This is a genomic window from Halorubrum sp. GN12_10-3_MGM (assembly GCF_005435235.1).
Taxonomy (GTDB): domain Archaea; phylum Halobacteriota; class Halobacteria; order Halobacteriales; family Haloferacaceae; genus Halorubrum; species Halorubrum ezzemoulense.
Genome location: NZ_SGUB01000008.1, coordinates 73,741 through 98,798, shown reverse-complemented (window position 1 = coordinate 98,798; position 25,058 = coordinate 73,741). Strand labels below are relative to the sequence as shown.

The 25,058-nt window shown below is 70.1% G+C and carries 25 protein-coding genes; 13 read left to right on the top strand and 12 right to left on the bottom strand.

Going from position 1 to position 25,058, the window contains the following annotated elements:
- Window positions 1-50: 50 nt before the first annotated feature.
- Together EXE47_RS08200 and EXE47_RS08195 are read left to right on the top strand one after the other, a co-directional pair.
- Window positions 51-1,235, top strand: coding sequence for an MFS transporter (locus EXE47_RS08200; RefSeq protein ID WP_089308083.1), 1,185 nt, complete (start codon window positions 51-53; stop codon window positions 1,233-1,235).
- A gap of 154 nt (window positions 1,236-1,389) precedes the next feature.
- Entirely contained in the window at window positions 1,390-2,502 is a 1,113-nt protein-coding gene (locus tag EXE47_RS08195) for a hypothetical protein (protein WP_049929606.1), read from the top strand.
- Between the two features lie 72 nt (window positions 2,503-2,574).
- Here the strand turns inward: EXE47_RS08195 and EXE47_RS08190 are convergent, their stop codons facing one another.
- Window positions 2,575-2,811, bottom strand: coding sequence for a hypothetical protein (locus tag EXE47_RS08190; RefSeq protein ID WP_008442562.1), 237 nt, complete (start codon window positions 2,809-2,811; stop codon window positions 2,575-2,577).
- A gap of 71 nt (window positions 2,812-2,882) precedes the next feature.
- On the opposite strand from EXE47_RS08190, the gene EXE47_RS08185 reads away from it, so the two are divergent.
- Window positions 2,883-3,269: a hypothetical protein gene (locus EXE47_RS08185; RefSeq protein ID WP_049929607.1), complete on the top strand. Its 387-nt coding sequence runs from the start codon at window positions 2,883-2,885 to the stop codon at window positions 3,267-3,269.
- An 84-nt stretch (window positions 3,270-3,353) separates the two neighbouring features.
- On the opposite strand, the gene EXE47_RS08180 is transcribed toward EXE47_RS08185, so the two are convergent.
- From EXE47_RS08180 to EXE47_RS08150, 7 genes are all read right to left on the bottom strand, one after another.
- The gene (locus EXE47_RS08180) at window positions 3,354-3,956 is read right to left on the bottom strand and encodes a CDP-alcohol phosphatidyltransferase family protein (RefSeq protein WP_049929608.1); all 603 of its coding nucleotides are present in this window, start codon (window positions 3,954-3,956) and stop codon (window positions 3,354-3,356) included.
- Window positions 3,957-3,982: 26 nt separating this feature from the next.
- Entirely contained in the window at window positions 3,983-4,540 is a 558-nt protein-coding gene (locus EXE47_RS08175) for an adenylate kinase family protein (RefSeq protein ID WP_089307672.1), read from the bottom strand.
- Window positions 4,537-5,631: a histidinol-phosphate transaminase gene (gene hisC / locus EXE47_RS08170; protein ID WP_089307673.1), complete on the bottom strand. Its 1,095-nt coding sequence runs from the start codon at window positions 5,629-5,631 to the stop codon at window positions 4,537-4,539. The genes EXE47_RS08175 and hisC overlap by 4 nt, the downstream gene beginning before the upstream one ends.
- 83 nt (window positions 5,632-5,714) lie before the next feature.
- Window positions 5,715-7,160 (bottom strand): GTPase, encoded by a 1,446-nt coding sequence (locus EXE47_RS08165; RefSeq protein WP_089307674.1) that lies wholly within the window; start codon window positions 7,158-7,160, stop codon window positions 5,715-5,717.
- Between the two features lie 280 nt (window positions 7,161-7,440).
- Complete coding sequence (locus tag EXE47_RS08160) at window positions 7,441-8,184, bottom strand: fumarylacetoacetate hydrolase family protein (protein ID WP_089307675.1); 744 nt, start codon at window positions 8,182-8,184, stop codon at window positions 7,441-7,443.
- 95 nt (window positions 8,185-8,279) lie between these two features.
- Window positions 8,280-9,407 carry a zinc ribbon domain-containing protein gene (locus EXE47_RS08155; RefSeq protein ID WP_089307676.1) on the bottom strand — a complete coding sequence of 376 codons (1,128 nt, stop codon included), beginning with the start codon at window positions 9,405-9,407 and terminating at the stop codon, window positions 8,280-8,282.
- A gap of 39 nt (window positions 9,408-9,446) precedes the next feature.
- Window positions 9,447-10,544, bottom strand: a complete 1,098-nt coding sequence (locus tag EXE47_RS08150; RefSeq protein ID WP_086215870.1) for a sensor histidine kinase — start codon at window positions 10,542-10,544, stop codon at window positions 9,447-9,449.
- Window positions 10,545-10,789: 245 nt separating this feature from the next.
- On the opposite strand from EXE47_RS08150, the gene EXE47_RS08145 reads away from it, so the two are divergent.
- From EXE47_RS08145 to EXE47_RS08135, 3 genes are all read left to right on the top strand, one after another.
- Window positions 10,790-11,512, top strand: a complete 723-nt coding sequence (locus tag EXE47_RS08145) for a metal-dependent hydrolase (protein WP_049929617.1) — start codon at window positions 10,790-10,792, stop codon at window positions 11,510-11,512.
- Between the two features lie 315 nt (window positions 11,513-11,827).
- Window positions 11,828-13,225, top strand: coding sequence for a sugar porter family MFS transporter (locus EXE47_RS08140; protein ID WP_049929618.1), 1,398 nt, complete (start codon window positions 11,828-11,830; stop codon window positions 13,223-13,225).
- A 94-nt stretch (window positions 13,226-13,319) separates the two neighbouring features.
- Complete coding sequence (locus EXE47_RS08135; protein ID WP_086215873.1) at window positions 13,320-13,718, top strand: OsmC family protein; 399 nt, start codon at window positions 13,320-13,322, stop codon at window positions 13,716-13,718.
- Between the two features lie 38 nt (window positions 13,719-13,756).
- Here EXE47_RS08135 and EXE47_RS08130 read toward each other — a convergent pair whose 3' ends face one another.
- Together EXE47_RS08130 and EXE47_RS08125 are read right to left on the bottom strand one after the other, a co-directional pair.
- Window positions 13,757-16,348: a PAS domain S-box protein gene (locus tag EXE47_RS08130; RefSeq protein WP_089307677.1), complete on the bottom strand. Its 2,592-nt coding sequence runs from the start codon at window positions 16,346-16,348 to the stop codon at window positions 13,757-13,759.
- A 218-nt stretch (window positions 16,349-16,566) separates the two neighbouring features.
- Complete coding sequence (locus tag EXE47_RS08125) at window positions 16,567-17,232, bottom strand: O-methyltransferase (protein ID WP_049929621.1); 666 nt, start codon at window positions 17,230-17,232, stop codon at window positions 16,567-16,569.
- A gap of 131 nt (window positions 17,233-17,363) precedes the next feature.
- Between EXE47_RS08125 and EXE47_RS08120 the strand changes: the two genes are divergently transcribed.
- On the top strand, window positions 17,364-19,037 hold the full coding sequence (locus EXE47_RS08120) for a methylmalonyl-CoA mutase (RefSeq protein ID WP_049929622.1): 1,674 nt from the start codon (window positions 17,364-17,366) through the stop codon (window positions 19,035-19,037).
- 39 nt (window positions 19,038-19,076) lie between these two features.
- Here the strand turns inward: EXE47_RS08120 and EXE47_RS08115 are convergent, their stop codons facing one another.
- A complete protein-coding gene (locus EXE47_RS08115) occupies window positions 19,077-19,880 on the bottom strand; it encodes a formate/nitrite transporter family protein (RefSeq protein ID WP_049929623.1) in 804 nt (267 codons plus the stop codon).
- Between the two features lie 112 nt (window positions 19,881-19,992).
- On the opposite strand from EXE47_RS08115, the gene mce reads away from it, so the two are divergent.
- On the top strand, window positions 19,993-20,379 hold the full coding sequence (gene mce, locus EXE47_RS08110; RefSeq protein ID WP_049929624.1) for a methylmalonyl-CoA epimerase: 387 nt from the start codon (window positions 19,993-19,995) through the stop codon (window positions 20,377-20,379).
- A 31-nt stretch (window positions 20,380-20,410) separates the two neighbouring features.
- On the opposite strand, the gene EXE47_RS08105 is transcribed toward mce, so the two are convergent.
- On the bottom strand, window positions 20,411-22,573 hold the full coding sequence (locus EXE47_RS08105) for a S9 family peptidase (protein WP_089307678.1): 2,163 nt from the start codon (window positions 22,571-22,573) through the stop codon (window positions 20,411-20,413).
- Window positions 22,574-22,705: 132 nt separating this feature from the next.
- Between EXE47_RS08105 and EXE47_RS08100 the strand changes: the two genes are divergently transcribed.
- From EXE47_RS08100 to EXE47_RS08080, 5 genes are all read left to right on the top strand, one after another.
- Window positions 22,706-23,383: a cyclase family protein gene (locus EXE47_RS08100; protein WP_089307679.1), complete on the top strand. Its 678-nt coding sequence runs from the start codon at window positions 22,706-22,708 to the stop codon at window positions 23,381-23,383.
- A 101-nt stretch (window positions 23,384-23,484) separates the two neighbouring features.
- Window positions 23,485-23,766, top strand: a complete 282-nt coding sequence (locus EXE47_RS08095) for a 50S ribosomal protein L44e (protein WP_004595867.1) — start codon at window positions 23,485-23,487, stop codon at window positions 23,764-23,766.
- A 2-nt stretch (window positions 23,767-23,768) separates the two neighbouring features.
- Complete coding sequence (locus EXE47_RS08090; protein WP_004595868.1) at window positions 23,769-23,942, top strand: 30S ribosomal protein S27e; 174 nt, start codon at window positions 23,769-23,771, stop codon at window positions 23,940-23,942.
- 18 nt (window positions 23,943-23,960) lie between these two features.
- Complete coding sequence (locus tag EXE47_RS08085) at window positions 23,961-24,761, top strand: translation initiation factor IF-2 subunit alpha (protein WP_089307680.1); 801 nt, start codon at window positions 23,961-23,963, stop codon at window positions 24,759-24,761.
- Between the two features lie 52 nt (window positions 24,762-24,813).
- Window positions 24,814-24,993: an RNA-protein complex protein Nop10 gene (locus EXE47_RS08080; RefSeq protein ID WP_049929627.1), complete on the top strand. Its 180-nt coding sequence runs from the start codon at window positions 24,814-24,816 to the stop codon at window positions 24,991-24,993.
- Window positions 24,994-25,058 lie beyond the last annotated feature (65 nt).

The window sequence follows — 25,058 nt, the reverse complement described above, 5'->3', positions numbered from 1 at the left end:
CGTCTGACCGCGATCGGAAGCCGCTTTGACCCGTGTCCGGTACGGCGACCGTGAACTGGCGGTACGAACACACGGCGCTCGCGCTCTGTACGCTCGCGTTCACCGGCACCATGGTGGCGCGGCTGGCCGTCAGCCCGCTGGTCCCGGAGATCACGACGCAGTTCGGCGTCACCAACGGCACCGTCGGGCTCGCGCTCAGCGGCATGTGGCTCACCTACGCGCTGGCGCAGTTCCCCTCCGGCGTCCTCGGCGATCGCTACGGCGAGCGCCGCGTCATCCTCACCGCGGTGGGGGCCACCGCGATCGCGTCGGTGCTCCTCGCCGCCTCGCCCTCGATGCTCGCGTTCGGACTGTTCGCGGCCGTTCTCGGCGTCGGGGCGGGGCACCACTACTCGGTCGCGACGACGTTCCTCACGCGGCAGTTCGACGACACCGGCCGCGCCATCGGCGTCCACGTGGCCGGGGGACCGCTCGCGGGACTCGCCGCGCCGCCGGCGGCCGCGCTCGTCGGATCGCGGTACGGGTGGCGCGCCGGGGTCCTCCTCGGCGCTGCCGTCGCGGTCCCCGTGTTCGCGCTGTTCGCGTGGCGGGTCCGGCCGACCGAACCGCTCCGCCCCGACCAGCCGATGGGCGAGCGATTCGCGTTCGGTCCGCTCGCCGAGCTGCTCTCGCGGCCCGAGATCCTCTACACGACGGCGCTGGCGACGATGGGCGCGTTCACGTGGCAGGCGACCGCATCCTTCCTGCCGACGTTCCTCGAGGTCGGGACCGGCTTATCGAGCGCGCTGTCGGCACTTTTGTTCTCGGCGTACTTCCTCGTCCACGGGGGAACACAGCCGGTCACCGGGTCGATATCCGACCGGATCGGCCGCGACGCCACCGCGATGGTGACCATGAGCGCCGGCGTCGTCGGGTACGGGGCCCTCGTCGCGACTGCGACGCTCGACCTGGGGCTGCCGGTCACGGTCGCGGGCGTCGGCCTCGTCGGCCTCGCGATGTCGTGGGGCGCGCCGGTACAGTCGCGGTTCATGGACCTCCTCTCCGACGCCGAGCGCGGCGCCGGGTTCGGGCTGGTCCGGACGGCGTACATGGTCACGGGGGCCTCCGGCAGCGTCGTCGTCGGCGCCGTCTCCGACGCCGCGGGGTGGCCAGTCGCGTTCGGGCTGCTCGCCTGCGTGATGGCGCTCGGGCTGGCCACGCTGTCGGCGAACCGGCTGTTTGGCTTGGGGTACTGACTCGCCGCAGGTATGTCAGCTACATGCCTGTTGTAGAGTTACTACACACAGATTCGGTCGACTGAACCCCGATTCGAACGCCAGCCAGAATATAATATACAAAACAAGTCAGCACGTATTTACGTACGTGTCTGGAGGGTACCGTAGACCACATATGAACAGGCGATACGTTCTCACCAGCGCGGCGGCCGTCTCTCTTCCACTTGCGGGCTGTAGCGGTTCGACCCCCGACGAGTCGGCGCCGCCGAACGGGTCCGAGGAAGCGTCCGACGGGGACGACAACGGCTCGGAGAATCAGACGGAAAGCACCGAAGACGCGGCGCCGACACTGGACGATTTCGACTACCCGGACGGGGCACGTCAGGACGGTGTCGACGGAGCGACGCTGTTCGGCACGCACGAATCGACCCTGGTCGAGGCGGGGTCGTTGACGCACGAGGGGGAGCGCACCGACGTGTTCGACGACAACGAGTTCTCCCAGACGCAGACGAGCAAGTTCGACGACAACGCCGTCTCGCGTGAGGTAACGGAGAACGGGGAGACCGAGCGTGTCTGGTCGCCGGCCGACGAGGACGTGGCGTACGTCAGGATGGAGTCCGGGTTCGAGCAGGCCTACAGGGTGGACGAGCGCGCACCGCCGACGGACGAGGTGACCGGGCTGAGCGAGTTCAGGCGGTACATCTCCGAGGTGGAGTGGGGAGCGGCGACGGAACTGGTCGAGACCGCGGGCGGCTTGGGGGTCGTCTACGAGTCGGTCGGCTACTCGGAGCGACTCAGCTTCGGGGAGATGCGGGAGTTCGACGCGTCGATAACGGTCAGCGAGTCCGGATTCGTGAGCCAGCTGGAGTACGATCAGACGGAACTCCAGGGCGGCGAAACGATCGCGTTCGACGTTACGGCCGCGATAACCGCGGTCGGCGACACGAGCGTGGACGAGCCCGACTGGGCGGACGCGGCGCGAGAGCAGGGCGTCCGGTTCGACGTCGCGTTCACCGACGACGGCACCGCGTTCCGGGTGGAGATGACGGGCGGCGACGACGTGTCCCGAGACGCACGTATTCGTCTGCGAGACGAACGGGGGAGCGCCAGCAGCAGGCTTTCGGAGCCGCTCTCGGTCGGCGACGTGCTGTTCGTCGGACTCTCCGAGAGCGGCGGCCTCCTGATCGACGAGAGCGAAGCGCCCGCCGAGGCGCGACCGCTGGCCGGGGACCTTCGGCTCACCGTTCGCACGGAGTTCCCGCTTCTGACTCACACGCGGCGGCCGTAGTCCGCCGGACGCCGCTCGCTGTCGGCGTGGTGCGTTTCTAGGAAGAAGCCGGGTCAGGCGTCGAGACGACCCTTACAGCCGGTCGTCTTCGATGCTTCCGGGGTCTTCGGCGGTGTCGAACATGTTGTTCTCGGCGCCGTCGAGCATCTCGTCGCGGGGATCGTCGTCGACGACGCTCACGTTGTACGCCTCGATGCCGGACGCGATGAGGTCCTCGGCGGCCTGCTCCTCGGAAACGAACTCCTCATCGGCCAGCTGCTGAAACTCCGCGTACACGTCGTCCGAGAGGTTCAGCTCGAAAGTGGGCATACCTCCCGTATCGACCGGACGCTTTTAAATTGTTCCCTCGTTTCGCGAGGCGTTCGGAGAGGCTGGTTCCAGTGAGCGACTCTGCCGAGACGATCATCGAAACGTACGACGACGGCCATCGGATCGTCCGCGAGGAGCGTGTCCGCCCTGACGCGTACCACTTCGACGGCCCCGACGGGCGCATCGCGCCGTCCGACCTCCCGCAGGCGGCCCGGCTGTACGCCGATCTGTACGCTATCGCCGGCGGGTTCGACGAGAGACAGACCGGCAGACGGGGTACCCCGCCCTCGGTCGTCCGAGCCGACGAGGAGGTCCGGATGACGTGTCTCGCCGTCAGGCTGTCGGTGGCGTACGCCGCCCGGGCGTTCGACGTCGACGAGTCGATCGTCCGCGACGCCGTCGACGACGTCCACGCGCGGGGGTCGGAACTGCGATCACGGGCGGGCGAGAACGGCTGAGAACCCATCGCCGACGACGATCCGAACATCTGCTCAGGCGCCGCTCTTGGGCAGGACCGGACCGGGGGAGGGAACCGCGAGCGGCTACAGGTCGCTCCACGCGCCGAGGAACCGCTGGACCGCGGTCAGGTGACCGACGACGGCGAACAGCGCGAGCAGCAGGCCGACGACGTTCAGTCCGGCGACGATCGGCGCCGAGTAGACCGCGGCGACGACGCCCACGACGCCCATCAGCGCGAGCCGGTCGGCCCGGCCGAGGAGGCCGCCGTACTCGCGGCCGATCCCGACCGCCTGGATCTGCGTGCCGAGGTACGAGGTGAGCAGGACGCCCGTGACGGCGGCGAAGCCCAGCGCGTACGCCTCCACGCCGGCCGTGAGCCCGCCGATGACAGCCACGTCGGCGTAGCGGTCGAGGACGTGGTCGAGGAAGTCCCCGCCGTCGGAGGCGATCTCTTGGTGGCGCGCGAGGGCGCCGTCGACGAGGTCGAGCCAGCCGTTGAGGAGGACGAGTAGCGCGCCGGCCGCGTACAGCGGCGTCGACCCGGCGGCGAAGGCCGCGGCGGCCCCGACCGCGACGAGGAAGGCGATCACGCTCACCTGGTCGGGCGAGAGGCCGAGCCTGTCGGCCGCGGACACCCACGGGCCGAGCAGCCGGTCGGCCACGGAGCGGTACTGGTCGAGGGTCATCTACCGTCTCGACGCTCGCGGCCGGCTCATATATAATCGATGAAGTCCACGGTGCCGGCGCTCGGCTCGCGCTCCCCCTCGATCGCTGCCCGGATCGCATCGGCGACCGCCTCGGGGTCGCGGTCGGTGGCGTCCACCTCGTAGACGTTCTCCGCGCCGTGTTCGGCCACCGCCTCCGAGAGGATCACGTCGAGCGCCTCGCTCTCGGCGTTCTCGGCCGCCGTCTCGGCCGTCTCGCCGCGCGCCTCGAGTCGGGACTCGACCGTTTCGGGGTGACAGCGCAACACGACGACGCGGTCGACAGCGAACCGGTGCGCGAGGTGCGAGTCGAGGACCCCGGACCAGCCGCCGAGGTCCTCGCGGACCGCGTCGAGGTCGGCGACGAGCGTGTCGCGCTCGTCGTCGCGCTCGGTCCAGAGGTCGTCGTCGGACTTGATCCGGTCGTTGAGGTGGATCACGTCGTACTCCCCTTCGAGCAGCGCCGTCGCGGTCGTCTTCCCGGTCCCGGGCGTGCCCGTGACGGCGACGCGGTCGGCGCGGTCGCGGTCAGGGCTGGCGTCGGCGTCGTCGGCCCCCGCCGTCACGCCCGAACACCGAGGTCGAGGTCGGCCAGCGTCTCGTTGAGCAGTTCGACCGCCTCGCGGGTCTCCTCACGGGTCCCCGTCGAGATACGGACGTGCTCGGGGAGCCCGAACGAGGTACAGTCGCGGATGATCACGCCGCGCTCTTGAGCCGCCTCCGCGACGCGCTCGCCGTCCCCCACCGCGGCGAGGACGAAGTTCCCCGCGGAGTCGACGGTGGGCGCGTCAAGCTCGTCCGCGATGTACTCGCGGGCCCAGCGGGCGGACTCGATCGACTGCTCGACGTGGTCCTCGTCGTCGAGCGCGGCGAGGGCGGCCCGGCACGCCAGCTCGTTGGCCGCGAACGGCGTGTTGACGCGGGCGTACGCCTCGCCCCACGCCTCGGGGACGACGCTGTACCCGATCCGGAGCCCGGCGAGCCCGTACGCCTTCGAGAAGGTGCGCAGGACCGCCACGTCGTCGCGCTCGTCGGCGAGCGGGATCGCGCTGTCGACGTCCGAGAACTCCCCGTACGCCTCGTCGACGACGACCAGCGTCTCCGGCGCGGTCGCGTCGGCGATCGCCTCGACCTCGTCGAGCGGCATCGTCGAGCCAGAGGGGTTGTGCGGCGAGGTGACGTAGACGATGCGCTCGCCCCCGTAGGCGGACAGCACCGTCTCCGCGTCCTGCGCGAAGCCGTCGGCGGTCGAGAGCTCGTACTCGGTCACCTCGCCGTGGTGGTACCGCGAGGACATCGCGTAGTACGCGAAGCCGGGGCTCGGCACCAACACCTCGTCGCCCGGCTCCAGCGCGGCCCGAGAGAGGTAGTCGATCGAGCCGTCGGCGCCGGGCGAGACCCACACCTGCTCGTCGTCGACGCCCCACTTCTCGGCGATCTTCGCGGTGAGGTCCGTGTGCGAGGACTTCGGGTACTGGTTCACGCGGTCGGCGTGGTCGCGAATGGCCTCGACGGCCGCCGGGCTCGGGCCGTGCGGGTTCTCGTTCGAGGAGAGCTTGATGAGGTCGTCGGGGTCGATCCCGCGCTCGCGGGCGACTTCCTCGACGCCCCGCCCGGGCACGTACGGCGAGTGATCGGAGAGATCCCGTGGTCGCATGCCCGGAGGTCGGGGGCGGTCGGGCTTAAGGGTGGTCTTGACGGACGCCGGTCACGGCGCTCCCGGGTCGGTGTCGGGAGCGCTCACGGGGGCGAACCCGCGCCGCGCAGCCGCCGCTCCGCCTCGGCGACGACGTCGGGCCGTCCCGCCAGGTCGACGGCCATCGTCTCGCCGCCGTACTCGACGCCCGCGACCACCGCTCGGTCGTACGCCCACGAGAGCGCGGCCTGCGCGTCCCCGCCGTTCTGGACCTCGACGGTCGCCGTCGCCGTCGGCAGCGCGTCCGCCACCGCGTCCGCGAGGTCGCCGAGCCCCGACTCGTCCCGGACGCTCACCGGAACCGGCGACCGGAGCGCGTCGGCGACGGGCGCGTCCCGCGGGCCGAGTTCGGCGACGACGGTTTCGTACGCCTCGACGGCGGACGCGAGCCCGTCGGCATCGACCTCGTCGACCTTCGACAGGACGGGGACGACCGGGCCGTCGGTCGCTTCGATCGCCGACAGCGACGCGCTGAGCTTCCGACGGAGGGCCGCGGGGTCGTCGCTCGCGTCCACGACGAGCAGCGCGCAGTCGGCGGCCCGGACCGCGTCGATGGTGGCGCGGAACGAGCGCACCGCCTCGTGCGGCAGCCCGTCGAGGAACCCGACGGTGTCCGTAAGCAGGGTGCGCCGTCCGGCGACGGTCGCGCGGCGCGTGGTCGTCGAGAGCGTCTCGAACGGGCGGTCGGCGACCGCGAGCGCACCGGCGTCGTCCGCCGGGTCCCCCGCGGCCGTGTCGGCGCACGCTGCGGGCCGATCCGAGGCCTCGGCACCGAAATCGGGGTCGTCGACCTCGTCCGCGAGCCGCCGCGCCAGCGTCGACTTCCCGGCGTTGGTGTAGCCCGCGAGGGCGATCAGGTCGAACCCGGCGTCGCGGCGCTCCGCCCTGCGCGCCGCGCGGTCGTCGGCGATCTCGTCGAGCGCGCGCTCGGCCGACTCGATCCGCTTCTCGACGTCGAGGACGCGGCTGTCGCCCTCCGGCCGGAGGCGCACGTCCTCGCTCGCGTCGCGGGCGACCGCTTCCCGGAGTCTCGGCAGCTCGTAGCGGAGCCGCGCCAGCTCCAGCTGTCGGTCGGCGGCCCGCGAGTCGGCGGCGTCGGCGAACAGCTCCAAGGCCAATCGCGGGCGGTCGACGACCGCGGTCCCGGTCGGCAGCAGGTCGCCGAGTGAGAACGTCTGTCCCGGCGACAGGCTGCCGTCGTAGATGACGGCCTCGGCGTCGGCGTCGGCCGCGAGCCGCATCAGCTCCTCCGCCTTCCCGCGCCCGAGGTCGTAGGTCGGGTCCTCGCGCCGTCGCTGGGTGACCTCGCCGACCACCGCGTAGCCGGCCGCAGCGGCCAGCTCGCGGATCTCCGTTGTGTCTGGCGGGTCGTCCTCGGACCGCGCCGCGACTATCGCTCGGGTCGCATCGCTGTGTGCGGCGTCGGTCTCGGTTGTGCTCGGTCCGCTCGATTCGTCGCGTTCGTTCGTCGCGTCGTCGTCTCGTGACATTCGGTCGGGCGCTCGCGTCGGCCCGGAGAGGGGAGCGTCTCCGCTCCGCGTGCGGTCTCGGCGGCGCGTCCGATCGGTCGATCCGATTCGGACCGGTTGTCCCGCGTCCGACGGGGCCGGCCGGCGTCGGATCGCGCCGCGACGGTGCCGTCAAGGTTCGGCGACGAACGAACTGGTCTCCATACCTCCGACTCCGGGGGCTGGCATATAAGCGTTCACCGGAAACGAGGTGTGGTACCGAGCTACAGGAACGGCCGGACAGGTCGGTCGGTCCGGGCGTTCAGGGGACGCGAACGTCGTGTTCGAGCGTGCCGACGCCCTCGATCTCGATCTCCACCGTGTCCCCGCCAGAGAGGGCGCCGACCCCCTCCGGCGTGCCAGTGGCGATGACGTCGCCGGGCTCGAGCGTGAGGTACGTCGTGATCTCCTCGATCAGCGTCGGCACGTCGAAGATCATGTGCTCGCGGTCGCTCGACTGCTTCGTCTCGCCGTTGACGCGGAGCTCGACGCTCGCGTCGGCGGGAACCTCGTCGGGCGTCGCGAGGACCGGGCCGAGCGGCGCGGCGCCGTCGAACGCCTTCCCGCGCACCCAGTTCTGCTCGCGGTTCTGGTCGTCGCGGTTCGACACGTCGTTCATACAGGTGAACCCCGCGACGACCTCCATGGCGTCGGCGGCGTCGACCGCCTTACACTGCTCGCCGATCACGACCGCGAACTCCGCCTCCCAGTCGATCCGGTCTTTGCCGGCCGGGACGGTCACGGTGTCGCCGTGGCTCGCCACCGCGTTCGGCGGCTTGAGGAAGAGCAGCGGGCGGTCGGGCACGTCGTTCCCGAGCTCTTCCGCGTGGTCGGCGTAGTTGCGGCCGATACAGACGATCTTCGAGGGCTCGCTCGGCGCGAGCACGTCGATCGCGGGGTCCGAGAGCGCGTACGCCTCGCCGCCGAAGGCGACCGTGTCGGTCGCCGGGTCGTACTCGCCGTCGCGGATCGATCCGGCCGGATCGCGGAACCGTACGTGGTACATACGAGGCCGAACGGGCGGCCGCCCGAAAAGCGTTCGCGGAGGGGCAAGCGACGACCCATCGAAGGAAGCGACGACCGCGGCGGAGAGGCCCCGACTCACTCGGCGGAGTCAGCCGACTCGCGGACCGAGTCAGTCGCTGACTCCGCGCTCGAACCGTCGCCCACGGCGTCGTCCGCGGGACGGCCCGCGCCACCGTCCGCGGCCTCGTCGTCGACCGCGACCCTCTCGTCGGCGAGGCCGCCGATCGACGGCGAGTCGACGCGGTCGCCGAACACCTCCGAGCGCGCGCAGTCGACGCAGTAGTGGTTGTGGCGGACCGAGTGGGTGCGGACGGGGACGCCGGCGACGAGCGTCTCGTCGCGGCGCCGCCTGACGAGTCCGCGGTCGAACTCTTGGCCGCAGACCACGCAGGGATCGTCGACGGACTCGGGCGGTCGGACGATCCGGTGGTCGACCGTCCGCTGCCGACCGAACCGCGTGATCCCGTGGCGGCGGTCGAGCCGTCGGCGGACTGGCGGAGCGACGCCGAGGCCGAGCCCCGCGAACGCGAGGCCGATCAGCGCGGCCGGCGGGGAGCCAGACTCGACCGAGAGGAACGCGATCCAGCCGCCGATCAGCAGCAGCAGCGCGGTCAGGACGTACGCGGAGGCGGTCTCGACCCGACCGCCGCCACCGTCGACGCTCGACGGGGCGCGCGCGGTCGTCTCGTCGCCGCGGACGAGTCGGCGCCGTTCGGCCAGCTTGGAGTAGTGCCACCAGCCGTACAGCAGGTTGCCGATGCCGCTGGTGAAGATGAACAGGAGGATGTGGACGCCGACGGAGCCGATCCCCCTGTCGACGAGGACGACGCGGTCGCCGTCGTCCCGCTCCACGTCCCACCCGGCGTCGAGGTGGTCCTGAACGCGGCGCCTGAAGGCGCGCTCGCTCTCGCCCGGGGACGGCTCCGAGCGAGAGGCGCGTTCCGCATCGCTCGGGCGCTCGGCCGCGTCGGTCCGGCTCTCTGACGCGGCCGGGGCGGACCCGTCGCCCGACCGCGACGCGCCGCAGTTCGAGCAGAACCGGTCGTCCTCGTCGAACGCCTCGCCGCACTCGGCGCAGTACGCGGCGGGGCCATCGAGGTCGGCGCCGCAGTCGGGGCAGAAGCTCGCCCCGGCCGGAACCGCCTGAGCACACTCGTGACACCGGTCGGTCGGCGGCGGGGCGTCGGTCCGCTTGGAGGGCATCGACAGTCGGTTCGCGCGGAGGCGTGTTAACTCCTCTCCTCACCGCCGGCGGAGCCGGATCGACACGTCGTTCCCGCCGAGGTCGCTCGCGCCGAACGAGAGCTCTCCGCCGAACGTCTCGACGGTCAGCTCAGCGAGCCAGAGCCCGAGCCCGCTTCCGTGGTGCGTCGGCGTTATCGCCGATCCGTCGCGGATCACGTCCCGCTCGTCGGCCGGGATCTGGGGGCCGTCGTCCTCGACGTGGATCACGACCCACTCCCCGGACGCCGCGCCCGAGAGGCCCTCCGCGCTCGTTATCCGGAGACGGACCCGGGGCTCCGGGCTCGGATTGTGCTCGATCGCGTTGTCGACGAGGCTGTCGACCGCGTACCGGAGCCGGCTGTCGGCCATCACCCGACCCGTCTCGCCGGTCTCGATCTCGATGTCGGCGCTCGGCGTCCGCTCTCGGTGGTCGTCGACGACGGCGCGCACCGTCGGTTCGGGGTCGATGTCGGCCACCTCGTCGGTCGGATGTTCGAGGACCTGACGGATGTGGTTGGCCTCGTCGGCCAGCTGTTCGAGCTCGTGGGCGGCGCGCTCGATCGTGGCCGCCACGTCGACCGTCTCGCCGCGTCGATCCTCCAGTTGGGCCAGCAACCGCGTCGTGTGGCCGGCGACGACGTTTGCGTTGTTACGGAGGTTGTGCCGGAGGATCCGGTTCAACACCTCCAGCCGCCGCTCGTTTCTGGACACCTCCGTGAGGTCGGTGTAGACCGCGAAGCCGCCGTCGGGGGTGTCGTCGTCCGCGTCGCCGGTCGCGTACGGGATCCCCCGGTAGAGGAACTCGCGGAGGCCGGTCGCGGTCTCACGGGTCACCTGCTGGTAGTTGATCGCGCCGGAGGCGGTGTTCGTGTCCAACTCTCTCGCCTCCGCGAGCTTCCAGTCGGGGACGACCCACTCGTTGAGCGACTCGCCGCGAATGTCGTCGGCCTCGTAGCCGAAGACGTCGACGAACGCCCGATTGACGTCGCTGACCGTTGGCTCTCCGTCGGCGAGCGTGAACTCAACGACCGCGTCCTGAACGTGTTCGATGAGGTGACGATATCGGCCGTCATTCGAGCCGTCCTCGACGCGTTCGTCGGTCGGCTCACCCGCCATGTCGAGGCTCCACTGTCACGGGCGTCGTAGGACGATCCGATTGTTAAGGCTGTATTCGCGGGAAGATATTGCGCAGGCCGCCGCTCGAACTGATCAGTCTGCGGAAAAACTGCGAAGACGAGACGAACAGACACCGCCGGTCGCGGTGCGGACCGGTTCGCCGTGGCCCCGCTCTCTATCGCGCGCCGATTGGGATCCGCAGCGTCGAGTTTTATTACCGTTCGCCGAGACGCATCGAACGGACCATGGAACTCACCTGGCACGGCCACTCCACGTGGCACGTCGTCGTCGACGACACGGAGCTGCTCATCGACCCGTTCTTCGACAACCCGAAGACCGACGTCGATCCCGCGGACCTCGACCCCGATTACCTGCTCTTGACCCACGGCCACGCGGACCACATCGCCGACGCGGCCGAGTTCGAGGACGCCACCGTGGTCGCCACCCCGGAGCTGACCGCCTACGTCCAAGAGAACTTCGGCCTCGAGAACACTGTGCCGGCCGGGGGGATGAACATCGGCGGCACCGTCGAGTGCGGCGACGCGTGGGTGACGATGGTCCGGGCGGACCACTCGAACGGCATCGAGAACGACCCGGACTACGCCGGCGGCATGCCGACCGGCTTCGTCGTGGGCGACAAGAAGCCGACCCAGGAGTCCGACCCGGACTGTACCACCTTCTATCACGCCGGCGACACGGGCCTGATGTCCGAGATGGTCGACGTGATCGCGCCGTACCTCGAGCCGGACGCCGCCGCCTTGCCCGCCGGCGACCACTTCACCATGGGGCCCGCCGGCGCGGGAATCGCCGCCGACTGGGTCGGCGCCGACGTCGTCTTCCCGATGCACTACGACTCGTTCGGCCCGATCGAGATCGAGACGCAGGAGTTCGTCAGCGAGGTGAAGGCGGCGGGGGCCGCCGCCGAGCCCGTCGTCCTGGACGGCGACGAGACGTACACGCTGGAGTAGCGCGAGGGGCGTCCCGTGCCCACGGCGACGGGGCTCCGACCGGGCTCTTTTCGCGAAACGACGACGCGTCCGCGGAGCGCGAGGGCCGCGCGAGGCACCGTTTCGAGCCCGCGTTCGGCGTACCACTGTCACGCGTCGAGTCCCGACTGCCGGGCGGACCGGTAATAAGATACTATTCGGATCCGAATAAATATAAGCCGTCCCAGTGGTAGATTTCGTCGCGCTCCGCTGACAGAAATATATTGGATATACGTAAATTAATAATAAATCAGAAGTCTTCTAAATAAAAGATGATTAGCGCCGGATCGGTACACCATGTCAACCGCCGATATGCGGGCCGCGATACGCGGAGACGGGGGACGGTTCGTGTACATCGTCTCCGCGCTCGCGGCGCTCAACGGACTCCTGTTCGGGTTCGACACGGGGATCATCTCCGGAGCCATCCTCTTCATCGACACCGCCTTTGAGCTGAGTCCCTTGGTGGAGGGGATCGTGGTCAGCGGCGCGATGGTCGGCGCGGCGGCCGGCGCGGCCGTCGGCGGGCAGCTGTCCGACCGAATCGGCCGCAAGCGCTTTATCCTGCTGTCGGCCGGGGTGTTCTTCCTCGGCTCGTTCCTCATGGCGGTCGCGCCCACCGTCGAGGTGCTCGTCGCGGGGCGGATGATCGACGGGATCGCCATCGGGTTCGCGTCGATCGTCGGCCCGCTGTACATCTCCGAGATTGCGCCCCCCGCCGTCCGCGGGGGGCTCACCTCGCTGAACCAGCTGATGGTCACCGTGGGGATCCTCTCGTCGTACTTCGTCAACTACGCCTTCTCCGGCTCCGGATCGTGGCGGATCATGCTCGGCGCGGGGATGGTCCCCGCCCTCGTGCTCGCCGCGGGGATGTCCCGGATGCCGGAGAGCCCGCGGTGGCTCTACGAGCGGGGCCGGACCGACGAGGCTCGCGCCGTCCTCCGTCGCACGCGCGACGGGGAGATCGAGTCGGAGCTGTCGGAGATCGAGGCGACCGTCGAGGCCCAGTCCGGGAACGGGGTCCGCGACCTGCTCAGCCCGTGGATGCGCCCGGCGCTGATCGTCGGCCTCGGGCTCGCAGTCTTCCAACAGGTCACCGGGATCAACGCCGTGATGTACTACGCGCCGACGATACTGGAGTCGACCGCGCTCGGCAGCTCGCAGTCGATCCTCGCCTCGGTCGCCATCGGGACGGTCAACGTCGTCATGACCGTCGTCGCGATCCTCCTCGTCGACCGCGTCGGGCGGCGGCCCCTCCTGCTCGTCGGGACCGGTGGGATGATCGGGTCGCTCACCGTCGCCGGCCTTGTCTTCCAGTTCGCGGACCCGACCGGCGGAATGGGGTGGCTGGCGACGCTGACGCTGGTCTCGTTCGTCGCGTTCTTCGCCATCGGGCTCGGTCCGGTGTTCTGGCTGCTGATCTCCGAGATCTATCCGCTCGCCGTCCGGGGGAGCGCGATGGGGTTGGTGACCGTCGCCAACTGGCTCGCGAACCTCGTGGTGGCGCTCTCGTTCCCCGTGCTGCTCGACGGGATCGGCACGCCGATGACGTTCTGGCTGTTCGGCGCGTGTAGCCTCGTCGCGCTGCTTTTCACCTACCGCGTCGTGCCCGAGACGAACGGCCGGACGCTGGAGGCGATCGAGGCCGACCTCCGGGGGGCGACGGGACTGGGGTCCGACGCGTCAGAAGACGACTGAGGCCGGTCCGCCGCCCTCGGCGACGGGTCGCGGCGGTGTCGGCGCGCCGATGGCGGTAACTTTTATCCCCGCGAGTCCGAACTGCGAGACGACTATGGCAGACATCGAGACATCCACAGTTTCCGAGTCCGGATACGCCAGCACGAGTCAGGTCGGCGAGTTCGACCTCCAGATCGACGCGACCGACGAGACGGGACCGAACCCGAACGCGACGCTCGTCGCCACGTACGCCTCCTGTTACCTCCCGGCGTTCCGCGTCGGCGGCAGCCAGCGCGGCGAGGAGGAGCTCGGGCAGATCCAGATCGACGCCAGCGCCGAGCTGGACGACCACGACGACCTCGAGTCGATCGCCTTCGACGTCCACGTCGAGGCCGACCTCGACGACGAGACCGCCGCGGACATCGCCGAGCGCGCCGAGGGTATCTGCCACGTTCACAGCGCTCTCCGCGAGGAGCTGAACGCCGACGTCAGCGTCTACACCGGCGCGTTCTAGCCGGGTCGACGCAGTCTTCTCTTTCCCGCGCCGTACGCTCAGCCCGACGACTCGGCGGTCTCCGCGGGCGACTCCGGCCGGTCGACGCCGGTGAACTCGAACCGAGCGCCGCCGCGTTCCCCCTCCGTCACCGCGACCTCCCAGCCGTGCGCCTCGGCGATGCGCTGGACGATGGAGAGCCCGAACCCGGTGCCGGTCTCCGAAGTCGTGTAGCCGCTCTCGAACACCTCGTCGCGGCGGTCCGCGTCGATCCCGGGGCCGTCGTCCGCGACGTAGAACCCGTCCGGGAGGTCGCCGACGACGACGCGGTCCCCGCCGTGTTCGTCGGCGTTGCGGAACAGGTTCCCGAGCAGCTGGCCGACCCGCCCGGAGTCGGCGCAGATCTCGCCGTCGGCCTCGACCGCGACCGTGACGCGAGGCTCTCCCTCCGTCTCGTCGCCGCCGAAGGGGTCCTCGCCCTCGGCCGACCCGAACGCGTCGTCGCTGTACCGGGCGGCCAGCTCGCCCAGGTGGACGGGCTCGAACGAGCCGACCGCCTCGCCCTGTTTGGCGAGCGTCAGGACGTCCTCGATGAGTCGCTCCATCTCATCGAGCGCGCGCTCGCACCGGTCGAAGTACGAGTCGTCCCCGGTCTCGCGGGCGAGACGCAGGTACCCCGAGAGGACGTTGAGGGGGTTCCGGAGGTCGTGTGAGACGATGCTCGCAAACTCGTCGAGCCGCTCGTTCTCCCGTTCGATCCGGCGCTCGTACGCCTTCCGCTCGGAGATGTCCCGGCTGCTCGCGAGGAACCGGTCTTCCCCCCGAACGTCGATGCGTCGCACGTGGACCTCGACGGGGAACGTCGACCCGTCCGCGCGGGTGAACGTCGTCTCCAGCCGCACCGTCTCGTCCATCTCCAACCCCTGCCAGAGCCGTATCCCTTCGTCGGGCTCCAGCTCCGCGTCGACCTCCCATACGTCCATCCCGACGACCTCGTCGCGGTCGTACCCCAGCTCTCGGGTCATCTCCCGGTTGGCGTCGACGATCTCTCCCCCCTCGTCGTGGATGTCGATCATGTCGGGAGACCCCTCGAACAGCGCTTCGAGGCGCGCCGAGGTGCGTTCGAGCCGGCGCTGACGCCGTCGCTGCTCGGTCACGTCCCGAGAGATGCCGAGGACGCCGTCAAGCTCGCCGTCGATGACCAGCCGGCTGAAGTCGTAGTCGACGATGGCGTCCGACTTCGTCGGCAAGTCGACTTCCGTCGTCCCGGTCAGCGAGTCGCGGTCACCCTCGACGAGCGCCCGCCACGGGTCCCCGTCGCTCGCCGCTCGAACACGCTCGACGAGGCGACTCGACTCGCCGGCGAGCCCCTCCGGAGCGGCGTCGTACACCTCGGCAAGGTGGTCGTTGACGAGGGCGAACCGGCCGTTCGCGTCGTATGTACAGACGGACTCGGGCAGCTCGTCGACGATCCGCCGGTACCGTTCGAGGTCGCGTTCGCGCTCCTTCTCTTCGGTGACGTCGATGTGGATCCCGACGGCCCGCCGGGGCTCGCCGTCGTCGGTCCACTCGACGACACGACCGCGGTCGCGGATCCACTTCCAGTCGCCCGACTCCGTCCGCATCCGGTAGTCCGACTGGTAGAGGTCCGACTCGCCGGCGAAGTGAGCCTCGATGGCGCTCCACGCGGCGTCGATGTCGTCGGGGTGAACCCGCTCTTCCCAAGTGCCGAGCTCGAACGCCAACTCGTCGCGCTCGTGCCCCAGTATCGCCGCCCACCGCTCGTCGAACCGGACCTCGTCCGTCCGGACGTTCCAGTCCCAGACGCCAATGTCGGCGCCTTCCACGGCCAGCTGAAGGCGCTCGGAGAGCTCGCGGAGCTCTCGCTCCCGCTCTCGCCGCTCGGTCACGTCGCGGAAGTACAGCGCCCGCCCGCCGGGGGCCGGGTACGCGTTCACCACGAGGTCCGCGCCGAGCCGGTCGACGTGGTATTCGAACCGCTTCCCCTCGCCGGTCTCGGCGACCTCGCGCAGCGCCGTCTCGGCGTCGGTGCCGACGATCTCCGGGAACAGGTCCCAGATCCGCTCGCCGAGCACCTCATCCGGGTCGCGCTCGATGAACTCGGCCGCCCGCCCGTTGAGGTACGTCAGCCGCCACTCGGCGTCGAGTTCGCAGAAGGCGTCGCTGGTGTGCTCCAAGTGCGTGGCGAGCCGACGGTCGTCCCGCGTCTCCGAGACGAGTTCGGTCACCGCGCCCGCGAGCCGCGCGTACTGGTCGGCGGGCTCGCTCCGCCTGACGTACTCGTCGACCCCGGCGGAGATCGCCTCACTGGCGACCGCTTCGGACCCCGATCCGGTGAACAGGACGAAGGGCACGTCGCCGTGTCTGTCACGGACCGTTTCGAGCAGGTCGACCCCGTCGGTCTCCGCCAGTTCGTAGCCGGACACCACGCAGTCGAACGTCGCCGCGGACAGTGCGTCGAGCGCCGCGTCGGCGTCGACCGCCGTTCGCACCTCGATCCGGTCGTCGCGCGACTCGAGCCGCGAGGCGGCCGCCTCTGCGAATCCCAGTCCCCCGTCGACGACGAGCACGCGGACCGGCGACGCCGCTTTCGCTCCGGCCATCCCGTCGGCTCTGTTCGCTCCGCTCATCCGGACTGATGTTTTCTATTCGACATGATAACCGTTTCGTTCGGTTTCACCGAATAACCGCCGAAACGGAGATACCGGAGCCAGCGGGGAGCAGCGCCGGCGCCGACGAGTACGCGAACCGGTGACGGCGCGTTCGCCCCGCCGTCCCGTCGGTCCCGTACGGTCCGCACACCCGGAGTAATATATGTAACTCGATATGATGACCGTTCCGTTCGATCTCATCGAACGACCGTCGAAACGGCGATTCCGGAGCCGACGGGGAGGATCGCCGTCTCCACCGCGTCGTCGGAGCGGACGGTCCCCACGTACTCGCCGATGCCGCGCGTCGCTCCGTCGACGGCGTCGTCCGGCAGCGGCTCGCCCGCCTCGAAGTGTGCGACGAGGGTCTCGAAGTCGATGGGCCCCCGGGCGATGTTGTCGGCGACGATCACGCCCCCGGACCGGACTTTCGGCAGGACGGTCCGGTAGGCGTCGGCGTACCGGCCCTTCTGGTGGTCGATGAGGACCACGTCGAAGGGCCCGTCGTAGCGGTCGACCGTCTCCATCGCGTCGCCGACCTCGAAGGTGACGCCGTCGGCGTAGCCGTGGTCGGCGGCGAACGCGACGCCGCGCTCGGCCTCGTCGGCGTCGAACTCGGTACAGACCACGCTCTCGGCGCCGCCGCGGAGGAACCACGTTGCCGAGTAGCCGAAGCCGGAGCCGAACTCGAAGACGCGGTCGGCGTCCGTCAGCCGCGCGAGCAGCCGGAGGACCGCCCCCGCCTCGGGACCGATGATCGGGAACCCCCACTCGTCGGCGAGGTCGGCCATCTCCGCTTGGACCGCGGTGTGGTCCGGCGCGGTCGCGGCGAGGAAGCGGCGCGCGGGGTCCGTGAGTACGTCCATGCGGCCGTGTCGAACGCGGGATACTTAAATCGCCCCCGCGAGGACGGGGTGCCGTGGCGCCGCCGGTCGCGCGGCCCGCGCCCGCCCGTCCCTGAAAACTGTTAAGTCCCGTTCGGTCGACCGATTTAGTAATGTACGACCCTGAGGAACTCGCCGAGATCCGGGAGGGCAAGGAGTCGTGGGAGGCGGGCACCTACGGCGAGACGGTCGACCGGTTCGGCGAGCGCGAGGAGACGTTCACCACCGACACCGGCGGGCAGGAGGTCGATCCGCTGTACACGCCGGCGGACGTCGACCTGGACTACCGCGAGGACCTCGGTTACCCCGGAGAGGAGCCGTACACCCGCGGCGTCTACTCGACGATGCACCGCGGGCGGCTCTGGACGATGCGCCAGTACGCCGGGATGGGCACCGCGGCGGAGACGAACGAGCGGTTCCGCTACCTCATCGACGAGGGCTCGTCGGGGCTGTCGATGGCGTTCGACCTCCCGACGCAGATGGGGTACGACTCCGACGCCGCGATGGCCGAGGGGGAGGTCGGGCGCTCCGGCGTCGCCATCGACACCCTCGACGACTTCGAGACCGTCTTCGACTCGATCCCCCTCGACGAGGTGTCCACGTCGATGACGATCAACGCGCCCGCCGCGGTGCTGCTCGCGATGTACGTCGCGATGGGGGACAAGCAGGGCGTCCCGCGCGAGCAGCTCCGCGGGACGATCCAGAACGACATCATGAAGGAGTACATCGCGCGGAACCTCTACATCTACCCGCCGAAGGAGTCGATGCGGCTGATCACGGACATCTTCGAGTTCTGCGCGGCGGAGACCCCGAAGTTCAACACGATATCCATCTCGGGGTACCACATCCGCGAGGCGGGGTCGACCGCGGCCCAAGAGATCGCCTTCACCCTCGGCGACGGGATCGAGTACGTCGAGGCGGCCCTCGACGCCGGGCTCGACGTCGACGAGTTCGCCCCGCAGCTCTCCTTCTTCTTCAACGCCCACAACAACATCTTCGAGGAGGCCGCGAAGTTCCGCGCCGCCCGCCGGATGTGGGCGAAGATCATGGACGAGCGGTTCGGCGCGGAGAACCCCAAGTCGAAGCAGCTGAAGTTCCACACCCAGACCGGCGGCTCGACGCTCACCGCCCAGCAGATCGAGAACAACGTCGTCCGCGTCTCCTATCAGGCGCTGGCCGCGGTCCTCGGCGGCACCCAGAGCCTCCACACGAACGGGAAGGACGAGGCGCTCGCGCTGCCGACGGAGAAGTCCGTCCGCACCGCGCTCCGCACCCAGCAGATCCTCGCGCACGAGTCGGGCGCCGCCGACACGATCGACCCGCTCGCCGGCTCGTACTACGTCGAGGACCTCACCGACGGGATCGAGGAGGAGGCGTTCGAGATCCTCGAGGAGGTCGACCGACGCGGCGGCATGCTGGAGGCCGTCGAGAGCGGCTGGGTCCAGCGCCAGATCCAAGACGTGGCCTTCGAGCGCCAGCAGGAGATCGAGGAGGGCGAACGGATCATCGTCGGCGTCAACGAGTTCGAGGTCGACGAGGAGCCCGAGATGGACTTAGAAGAGGTCGACCCCGATCAGGAGCAGAACCAGCGGGACCGCCTGAAGGGGGTCAAGGACGAGCGCGACGACGACGCGGTCGACGAGGCGCTCGCCGGACTGCGCGAGGCCGCACAGGGGACGGAGAACGTGATGCCGCACGTCGTCGACGCCGTGAAGGCGTACGCGACGGTCCAGGAGATATCGGACGTGCTCCGCGACGAGTTCGGGGAGTACAAGCCGGGGCGGTGAGGTCGGGGACGATCCGCGGTCGCCCCTGTCCGGGCGTTTTCAGTCCGCGCCGCGGACGACGTGACCGTACTTCAGCAGCGCGACGAACACCGCGCCGCCGACGGCGTTCCCGACCGTCGCCAGCGCGAGGAACGCGACGTAGTCCATCGGAGTGATCGCCGAGGAGACGATCAGCCCGAACAGTACCTCGACGTTGCCCGCGATCGAGTGCGGGAGGTGGAGCAGACCGATCGTTCCGGTGACTATCAACACGAGGAGGATCCGAGCGGTCGTGTCCTGGGCCGCCGCGACGAGCCACGCCAGCAGCCCCATGAGCCACCCGGCGAAGACGCCGCCGACGAACAGCCACGGGAGGTCGTGGTCGACCAGCTTCAACGCGATCGTCTCGAAGGAAGTCGGGTCGACGACGCCGAGTTCCGGCATCAGCAGCGTCACGAGCAGCGTGAACAGCAGCCCGCCGACGATGTTCCCCGCGTACACCAGTCCCCAGAGCCGGCCGAGCTGGCGGACCGAGGCCTGCCGATCGATCACCGGGATGACCGCCAGCGTCGTGTGTTCGGTGAAGAGCTCCGAGCGCCCCAGTATCACGAACATGAAGCCGACGGAGTAGACTGACGCCAACAGGAGCTCCGTCGTCAGATCGCCGAAGGTCCCCGGAGAAAGCGTCAACACGACTGCCATCATCAGCGGTCCGAACCCGATGTCGAGCCCGGCGGACAGTCCCGAGAGGAGGAGCCCGGACCGTTCGCGGTTCATCTCGTGGAGCCCGCTTTTGAGCAGCGACCCGAGGATGTTCCGCGAGGTCATCTGCTCCGTCGAGCCGCCTGTCTCTGAGTCGCTCACGGCTGGGTGATGATGCGAGGTACGGCAGGGACGCACCCAAACCTTGGGATAGGGGCAGGGCGACCGGGAACCGCGCGGTCATTATAAGTCGACGCCGCCGGAACTGAACCGTATGCGCTTCGACCACGTCGGCGTCGCGACCCGCGACGCGACCGACTTAGCCGACCTGTTCGGCGGCCTGCTCGACGCCCCGGTCGCCCACGAGGAGACGTTCGACGACATGCGGATCGTCTTTCTCGAACTCGACGGCGGTGGGTACTTCGAGCTGCTCGAACCGGACGCTGGCGGGACGATCGCGGAGTATCTCGACCGCGAGGGACCGGGAGTTCACCACGTCGCGCTCGCGGTCGACGACCTGCCGGCGGCGCTCGACCACGCGCGCGACCTCGGTATCGACCTCGTCGACGAGGAACCGCGCCCGGGGGCGTGGGGCCACGAGGTCGCGTTCTGCCACCCGCGGTCCACCGGCGGCGTCCTCGTCGAGTTCGTCGAACACTGAGAGCGGTTCCGCCGGAGGGAGCCGCCGCGATTCAGTCCGCCGCCTCGATCGCCGGGTCGTGCGTCTCGTACCAGCCGAGAATCTTCTCTAGCCGGTGGATCGCGCGGTCCGGGTCACCGATGTTGTGGTGCTCGTCGGGGTAGACGACCAGCTCCGCGTCGACCCCCTGCTTGCGGGCGGCGACGTACAGCTGCTCCGACTGGGAGGGCGGACACCGCCAGTCCTCGCCGCCGGCCATCACGAGCAGCGGGGTCTCGATGTTCCCGGCGTCCAACATTGCCGTCGACGACGCGTACGCCTCGGGGTCCTCCCACGGGAGCCCGAACTCCGCCTCCAGCCAGACGTGGGTGTCGTCCGTGCCGAACGCCGAACGGAGGTCGTAGATGCCGTGCTCCGGCGCCGCGGCGGTGAACAGGTCCGGCTCCTGCGTGACGAGGAACCCCTGCGCGATGCCGCCGTACGAGAAGCCGTGGCCGAACACGCGGTCCGGGTCGACCCACCCGCGGTCCGCGAGCGACTCGACGCCCGCCGCGATGTCGTCGACCTCTGCGGTGCCCCACTTTCCGCTCAGTTCCGCGGTGAACTCCCGGCCGCGGGAGGTACCGCCGCGGTAGTTTGGCCGGAACACGAGGTACCCTCGGCTCGTCAGGGCGGCGTGGCCGAAGCTGAACACCGGCTCGTCGTACGACATCGGGCCGCCGTGGATCGCCACCACCAGCGGGTGGTCGCCGTCGTCCGGATCCACGTCGGGGCCGTGGTAGAGCACGCCGTCGAGCGTCCAGCCGTCAGACTCCCACTCGACGCGGCGGGCCTCCGGCATCGGGAACTCGTCGGTCAGCGACTCGTTGACGCTCGTGAGGCGGCGAAGGGAGTCGGGTTCGGCGGCCGCGTCGAGGTCGGTGACGTCGACCGCGTACAGGTCGGTCCCGGACTCCGGCTCAGAAAGGACCGTCACCGCGGTCGCCCCGTAGTCGGCGACGTCGAACCCGACCATGGCCCGGTCGCGGCCCTGCGCCTCGAAGACGCGCTCCGCGCTGCCGTCGGTCTCGACGCGGACCAACCGGGTGTGGCTCTCGTCGGCGATCCGGGTGTAGATCGACCCGTCGACCCACTCGACCCCGCCGCCGCGGGCGATCGTCCGGTCGAGAGCGGCAGTGACCGAGGTCGGGGCGTCGCGGTCGTCGGCATCCGGGTCGTCGCCTTCCCCCTCGGCGGCGTCGACGAGGTACACCTCCGCCGGCGCGGGCGGGTCGTCCGGGTCGCTCGCGGTCGTCGCGATCCGGTCGCCGTCCGGGTGCCACGCGGGCGCGCCGTGGGCGAGGTCGCCGCCCGTGAGCCGCTCCGCGTCGCCCCCGTCGGCCGACACCGCGTAGAGATCGCGGACGGTGGTGTCGTCGGGGCGGTCGAGCCGACAGGAGGTGAACGCGATCCGGTCGCCCGGCCCCCACGTCGGGTCCATGCCGGCGACGTCCTCGAACGCGCCGCCGCCGTGCGCGTCGTCGAGCCGCCGGGGGTCGGTCTCGGGGTCGTCGAGGTCGACGACGAAGAGGTACCGCGTCACGTCGTCGGTCCACCCGGCGCCGTTCACCTTGTGCTGAAGGCGGGTCGTCTCGATCGGGCCGCCCTCCTCGCGGACCTGGTCGAGGTACTCGGACTCCTCGTCGGTCGGGTCGCGCGACTCGATCACCAGTCGGTCGCCGTCGGGCGACCAGTCGAACCCGGCGACGCCCTCGTCGCGCTCGGTCACCTGTCGCGCGTCGCCGCCGAGGGCGAGGTCGAAGATCCACACCTGCGGCTTGGGCTCGTCGTCGCTGCCGAGGTGGTTCTCGCCCTCACCGTCGGCCGATTCGTCGTCCGCGTCGTCCTCGCTCGCGTCGCCCTCCGCGTCGCCCGCGTCCTCATCGTCGCGGTCCCGCCAGCCGACCCGCTTCTCGGCGTCGCGATCGCGGGCGGCCACGAACGCGAGGCGGTCGCCGTCGGGTCCCCACGTCGGCGAGGCGGCGCCCGACGCGCTCGTCAGGCGGTGGGGCTCGCGGGAGCCGTCGGTCGGGACGACGAACAGCGAGGAGACCGCCTCGTCCGCGGCCTGGTCGTACTCGGTCGCGGTGAAGGCGACGCGGTCGCCCGCCGGTGAGACGGCGACCTCGCCGATCTGGGTCAGGTCGTAGTAGGCGTCGAGCGGCAGTTCCGACATGGAACCACCCAGCGGCGGGCGCAGGAAATACGTTCGGGCCGCGGAACCCCGCGGACGACGGCGGGCCGACCCCGTCGTGTCGGGGGCACTGACGGCGACCGACTTAACCGCGCCGCGGTCCGACCGCCGACCGTGTTCCGCGACCTCTCGCGACCGACCGAGACGGGGATGCCGACGTACCCGGGCGACCCCGACGTGACGCTCGCGCCCGACGCGACCCACGAGGCCGACGGGTACGCGACGAGCGAACTCCGGACCGGCACCCACGCGGGAACCCACGTCGACGCGCCTCGCCACACGCTCCCCGAGGGGGAGGCGATCGACGACCAGCCGGTCGGTCGGTTCGCCTTCGACGCGCGCCTCGTCGACCTTCGACCGCTGCAACCGCGAGCGGCGATTCCGCCCGAGGTGCTGCCCGAGCCGAGCGACCTCGACCCCGGCGTCGACCTCCTCGTCCTCCGCACCGGCTGGGCGTCTCACTGGGGGAGCGACCGGTACCGCGACCACCCGTACCTCACCGCGGCGGCCGTCGAGCGCTGTCGGGCCGCGGGCGTCGGGGTCGGCCTCGACACCTTCGGACCGGATCCGACGCCGGCGGCGAGCGGCGCGGCCGACGCGCGGTCGTCCGAACGGAACGAGCCGGACGGGACCCCCGCTCACGACGCGCTCTTGGGCGACTCGCTCCCGATCGTCGAGAACCTCCGCGCGCTCGACGGCCTCCCGTCGGGGTTTCGGCTGTACGCCTTCCCGCTCCGCCTTCGCGGCGCCGACGGGTCGCCGGTGCGCGCGGTGGCGGAGTGGGCGGACTGAGCGGCGCATCGGACGCTCGGTCAGGGGCGGCGCCTCGCCGGCGCCCCAGACCAAACCCGTTTTAAGCGTCGGCGACGAACCGCGTTTCAAGGTCGATATCCATGGAAATGCCACGCCGCTTCAACACGTACTGCCCCCACTGTGACTCCCACCACGAGCACGAGGTGGAGAAGGTTCGATCGGGTCGCGCGACCGGAATGAAACGCGACGCTCGGCAGCGACGCCGCGCGCTCGCGACCATCGGCAACGCCGGCGGGTACTCGAAGGTGCCCGGTGGCGACAAGCCGACGAAGAAGACCCACCTGAAGTACCGCTGCGGCGACTGCGGGAAGGCTCACATGCGCGAGGGATGGCGCGCCGGCCGTCTCACGTTCCAGGAGTAAGCATGGCGGGAGACTTCCACCGCGTCGCCTGCGGCGACTGCGAGAACGAACAGGTCGTCTTCGGCAAGGCCTCCTCCACGGTGTCGTGTGCGGTCTGCGGCACGACCCTCGCGACCCCGACCGGCGGTGAGGCCGAGCTTCACGGCGAGATCGTCGAAACCGTTGAGGCGCGGTAACCGCCTCGCATCTCCGTCATGAAGTACAGCGGCTGGCCCGAACCCGGCGAACTAGTGGTTGGCGAAGTCGACGAGATAGCCGACTTCGGCGTGTTCGTCGACCTCGACGAGTACGAGGACAAGCGCGGCCTCTGCCACATCAGCGAGGTCGCCTCCGGCTGGATCAAGAACGTCCGCGACCACGTCCGCGAGGGACAGACGGTCGTGGCGAAGGTGTTGGAGATCGACGAGTCGTCGAACCAGATCGACCTCTCGATCAAAGACGTCAACGAACATCAGCGCAAGGAGACGATCCAAGACTGGAAGAACGCCCAGAAGGCCGACAACTGGATGCTGATCGCGCTCGGCGAGGACGTCGACGACGACCGCTACACGACGGTCGCGAACGCCCTCCTCGCGGAGTACGAGAGCCTCTACGACGCCTTCGAGGCGGCCGCGATCAGCGGCGACGAGGCGCTCGACGACATCGACGTCGACGGCGACACCGTCGACGCGATCGTCACGGCCGCCCGCAACAACGTCTCCGTCCCGTACGTCGACGTGACCGGGTACGTCGACCTCGAGTCCGCGGCCCCCGACGGCGTCGACGACGTGCGCGACGCCCTCGCGGCGGCCGAGGGGAACGGCGAGATCCCGGACGGCGTCGACCTCGACGTCGGCTACGTCGGCTCGCCCGAGTACCGGATCAAGGTCCGCGCGCCGAACTACAAGACGGCGGAGTCGCAGCTCGAGGCCGCCGCCGAGCGCGCCCGCGAGTCGATCGAGGCCGCCGGCGGCGCCGGCGAGTTCCACCGCGAGCGCCGCGAAGACGACGAGTAGCGCCGATCGGCCGAGGACACGACCGTTTTCCCGTAACACGACCCTTCTATCCGTGAAATCAGATATCCGCGTCTGCGCGAACTGGGAGCGCGTCCACGACCGACCGGTGTACGCGCTCGGCGATCGCTGCCCGGAGTGCGACGGTCCCACCGAGAACAGCGCGCCGGCCCCGTTCGGGCCGGAGGACCCGTACGGCGAGTACCGGCGGCGGGCGCGACGACGGACGGAGTGACCCCTCGGTCGATCGCGAGGACGGTACCGACGCGCGAATAGCCACGCTCTTGTGACCGCCGCCCG

Bases quoted from the DNA above. Each gene is read 5' to 3' on its own strand.
- EXE47_RS08195 (WP_049929606.1), top strand. From the start codon at position 1,390: ATGAACAGGCGATACGTTCTCACCAGCGCGGCGGCCGTCTCTCTTCCA.
- EXE47_RS08190 (WP_008442562.1), bottom strand. From the start codon at position 2,811: ATGCCCACTTTCGAGCTGAACCTCTCGGACGACGTGTACGCGGAGTTT.
- EXE47_RS08180 (WP_049929608.1), bottom strand. From the start codon at position 3,956: ATGACCCTCGACCAGTACCGCTCCGTGGCCGACCGGCTGCTCGGCCCG.
- hisC (WP_089307673.1), bottom strand. From the start codon at position 5,631: ATGCGACCACGGGATCTCTCCGATCACTCGCCGTACGTGCCCGGGCGG.
- EXE47_RS08165 (WP_089307674.1), bottom strand. From the start codon at position 7,160: ATGTCACGAGACGACGACGCGACGAACGAACGCGACGAATCGAGCGGA.
- EXE47_RS08160 (WP_089307675.1), bottom strand. From the start codon at position 8,184: ATGTACCACGTACGGTTCCGCGATCCGGCCGGATCGATCCGCGACGGC.
- EXE47_RS08155 (WP_089307676.1), bottom strand. From the start codon at position 9,407: ATGCCCTCCAAGCGGACCGACGCCCCGCCGCCGACCGACCGGTGTCAC.
- EXE47_RS08150 (WP_086215870.1), bottom strand. From the start codon at position 10,544: ATGGCGGGTGAGCCGACCGACGAACGCGTCGAGGACGGCTCGAATGAC.
- EXE47_RS08145 (WP_049929617.1), top strand. From the start codon at position 10,790: ATGGAACTCACCTGGCACGGCCACTCCACGTGGCACGTCGTCGTCGAC.
- EXE47_RS08140 (WP_049929618.1), top strand. From the start codon at position 11,828: ATGTCAACCGCCGATATGCGGGCCGCGATACGCGGAGACGGGGGACGG.
- EXE47_RS08135 (WP_086215873.1), top strand. From the start codon at position 13,320: ATGGCAGACATCGAGACATCCACAGTTTCCGAGTCCGGATACGCCAGC.
- EXE47_RS08130 (WP_089307677.1), bottom strand. From the start codon at position 16,348: ATGAGCGGAGCGAACAGAGCCGACGGGATGGCCGGAGCGAAAGCGGCG.
- EXE47_RS08125 (WP_049929621.1), bottom strand. From the start codon at position 17,232: ATGGACGTACTCACGGACCCCGCGCGCCGCTTCCTCGCCGCGACCGCG.
- EXE47_RS08120 (WP_049929622.1), top strand. From the start codon at position 17,364: ATGTACGACCCTGAGGAACTCGCCGAGATCCGGGAGGGCAAGGAGTCG.
- mce (WP_049929624.1), top strand. From the start codon at position 19,993: ATGCGCTTCGACCACGTCGGCGTCGCGACCCGCGACGCGACCGACTTA.
- EXE47_RS08105 (WP_089307678.1), bottom strand. From the start codon at position 22,573: ATGTCGGAACTGCCGCTCGACGCCTACTACGACCTGACCCAGATCGGC.
- EXE47_RS08095 (WP_004595867.1), top strand. From the start codon at position 23,485: ATGGAAATGCCACGCCGCTTCAACACGTACTGCCCCCACTGTGACTCC.
- EXE47_RS08090 (WP_004595868.1), top strand. From the start codon at position 23,769: ATGGCGGGAGACTTCCACCGCGTCGCCTGCGGCGACTGCGAGAACGAA.
- EXE47_RS08085 (WP_089307680.1), top strand. From the start codon at position 23,961: ATGAAGTACAGCGGCTGGCCCGAACCCGGCGAACTAGTGGTTGGCGAA.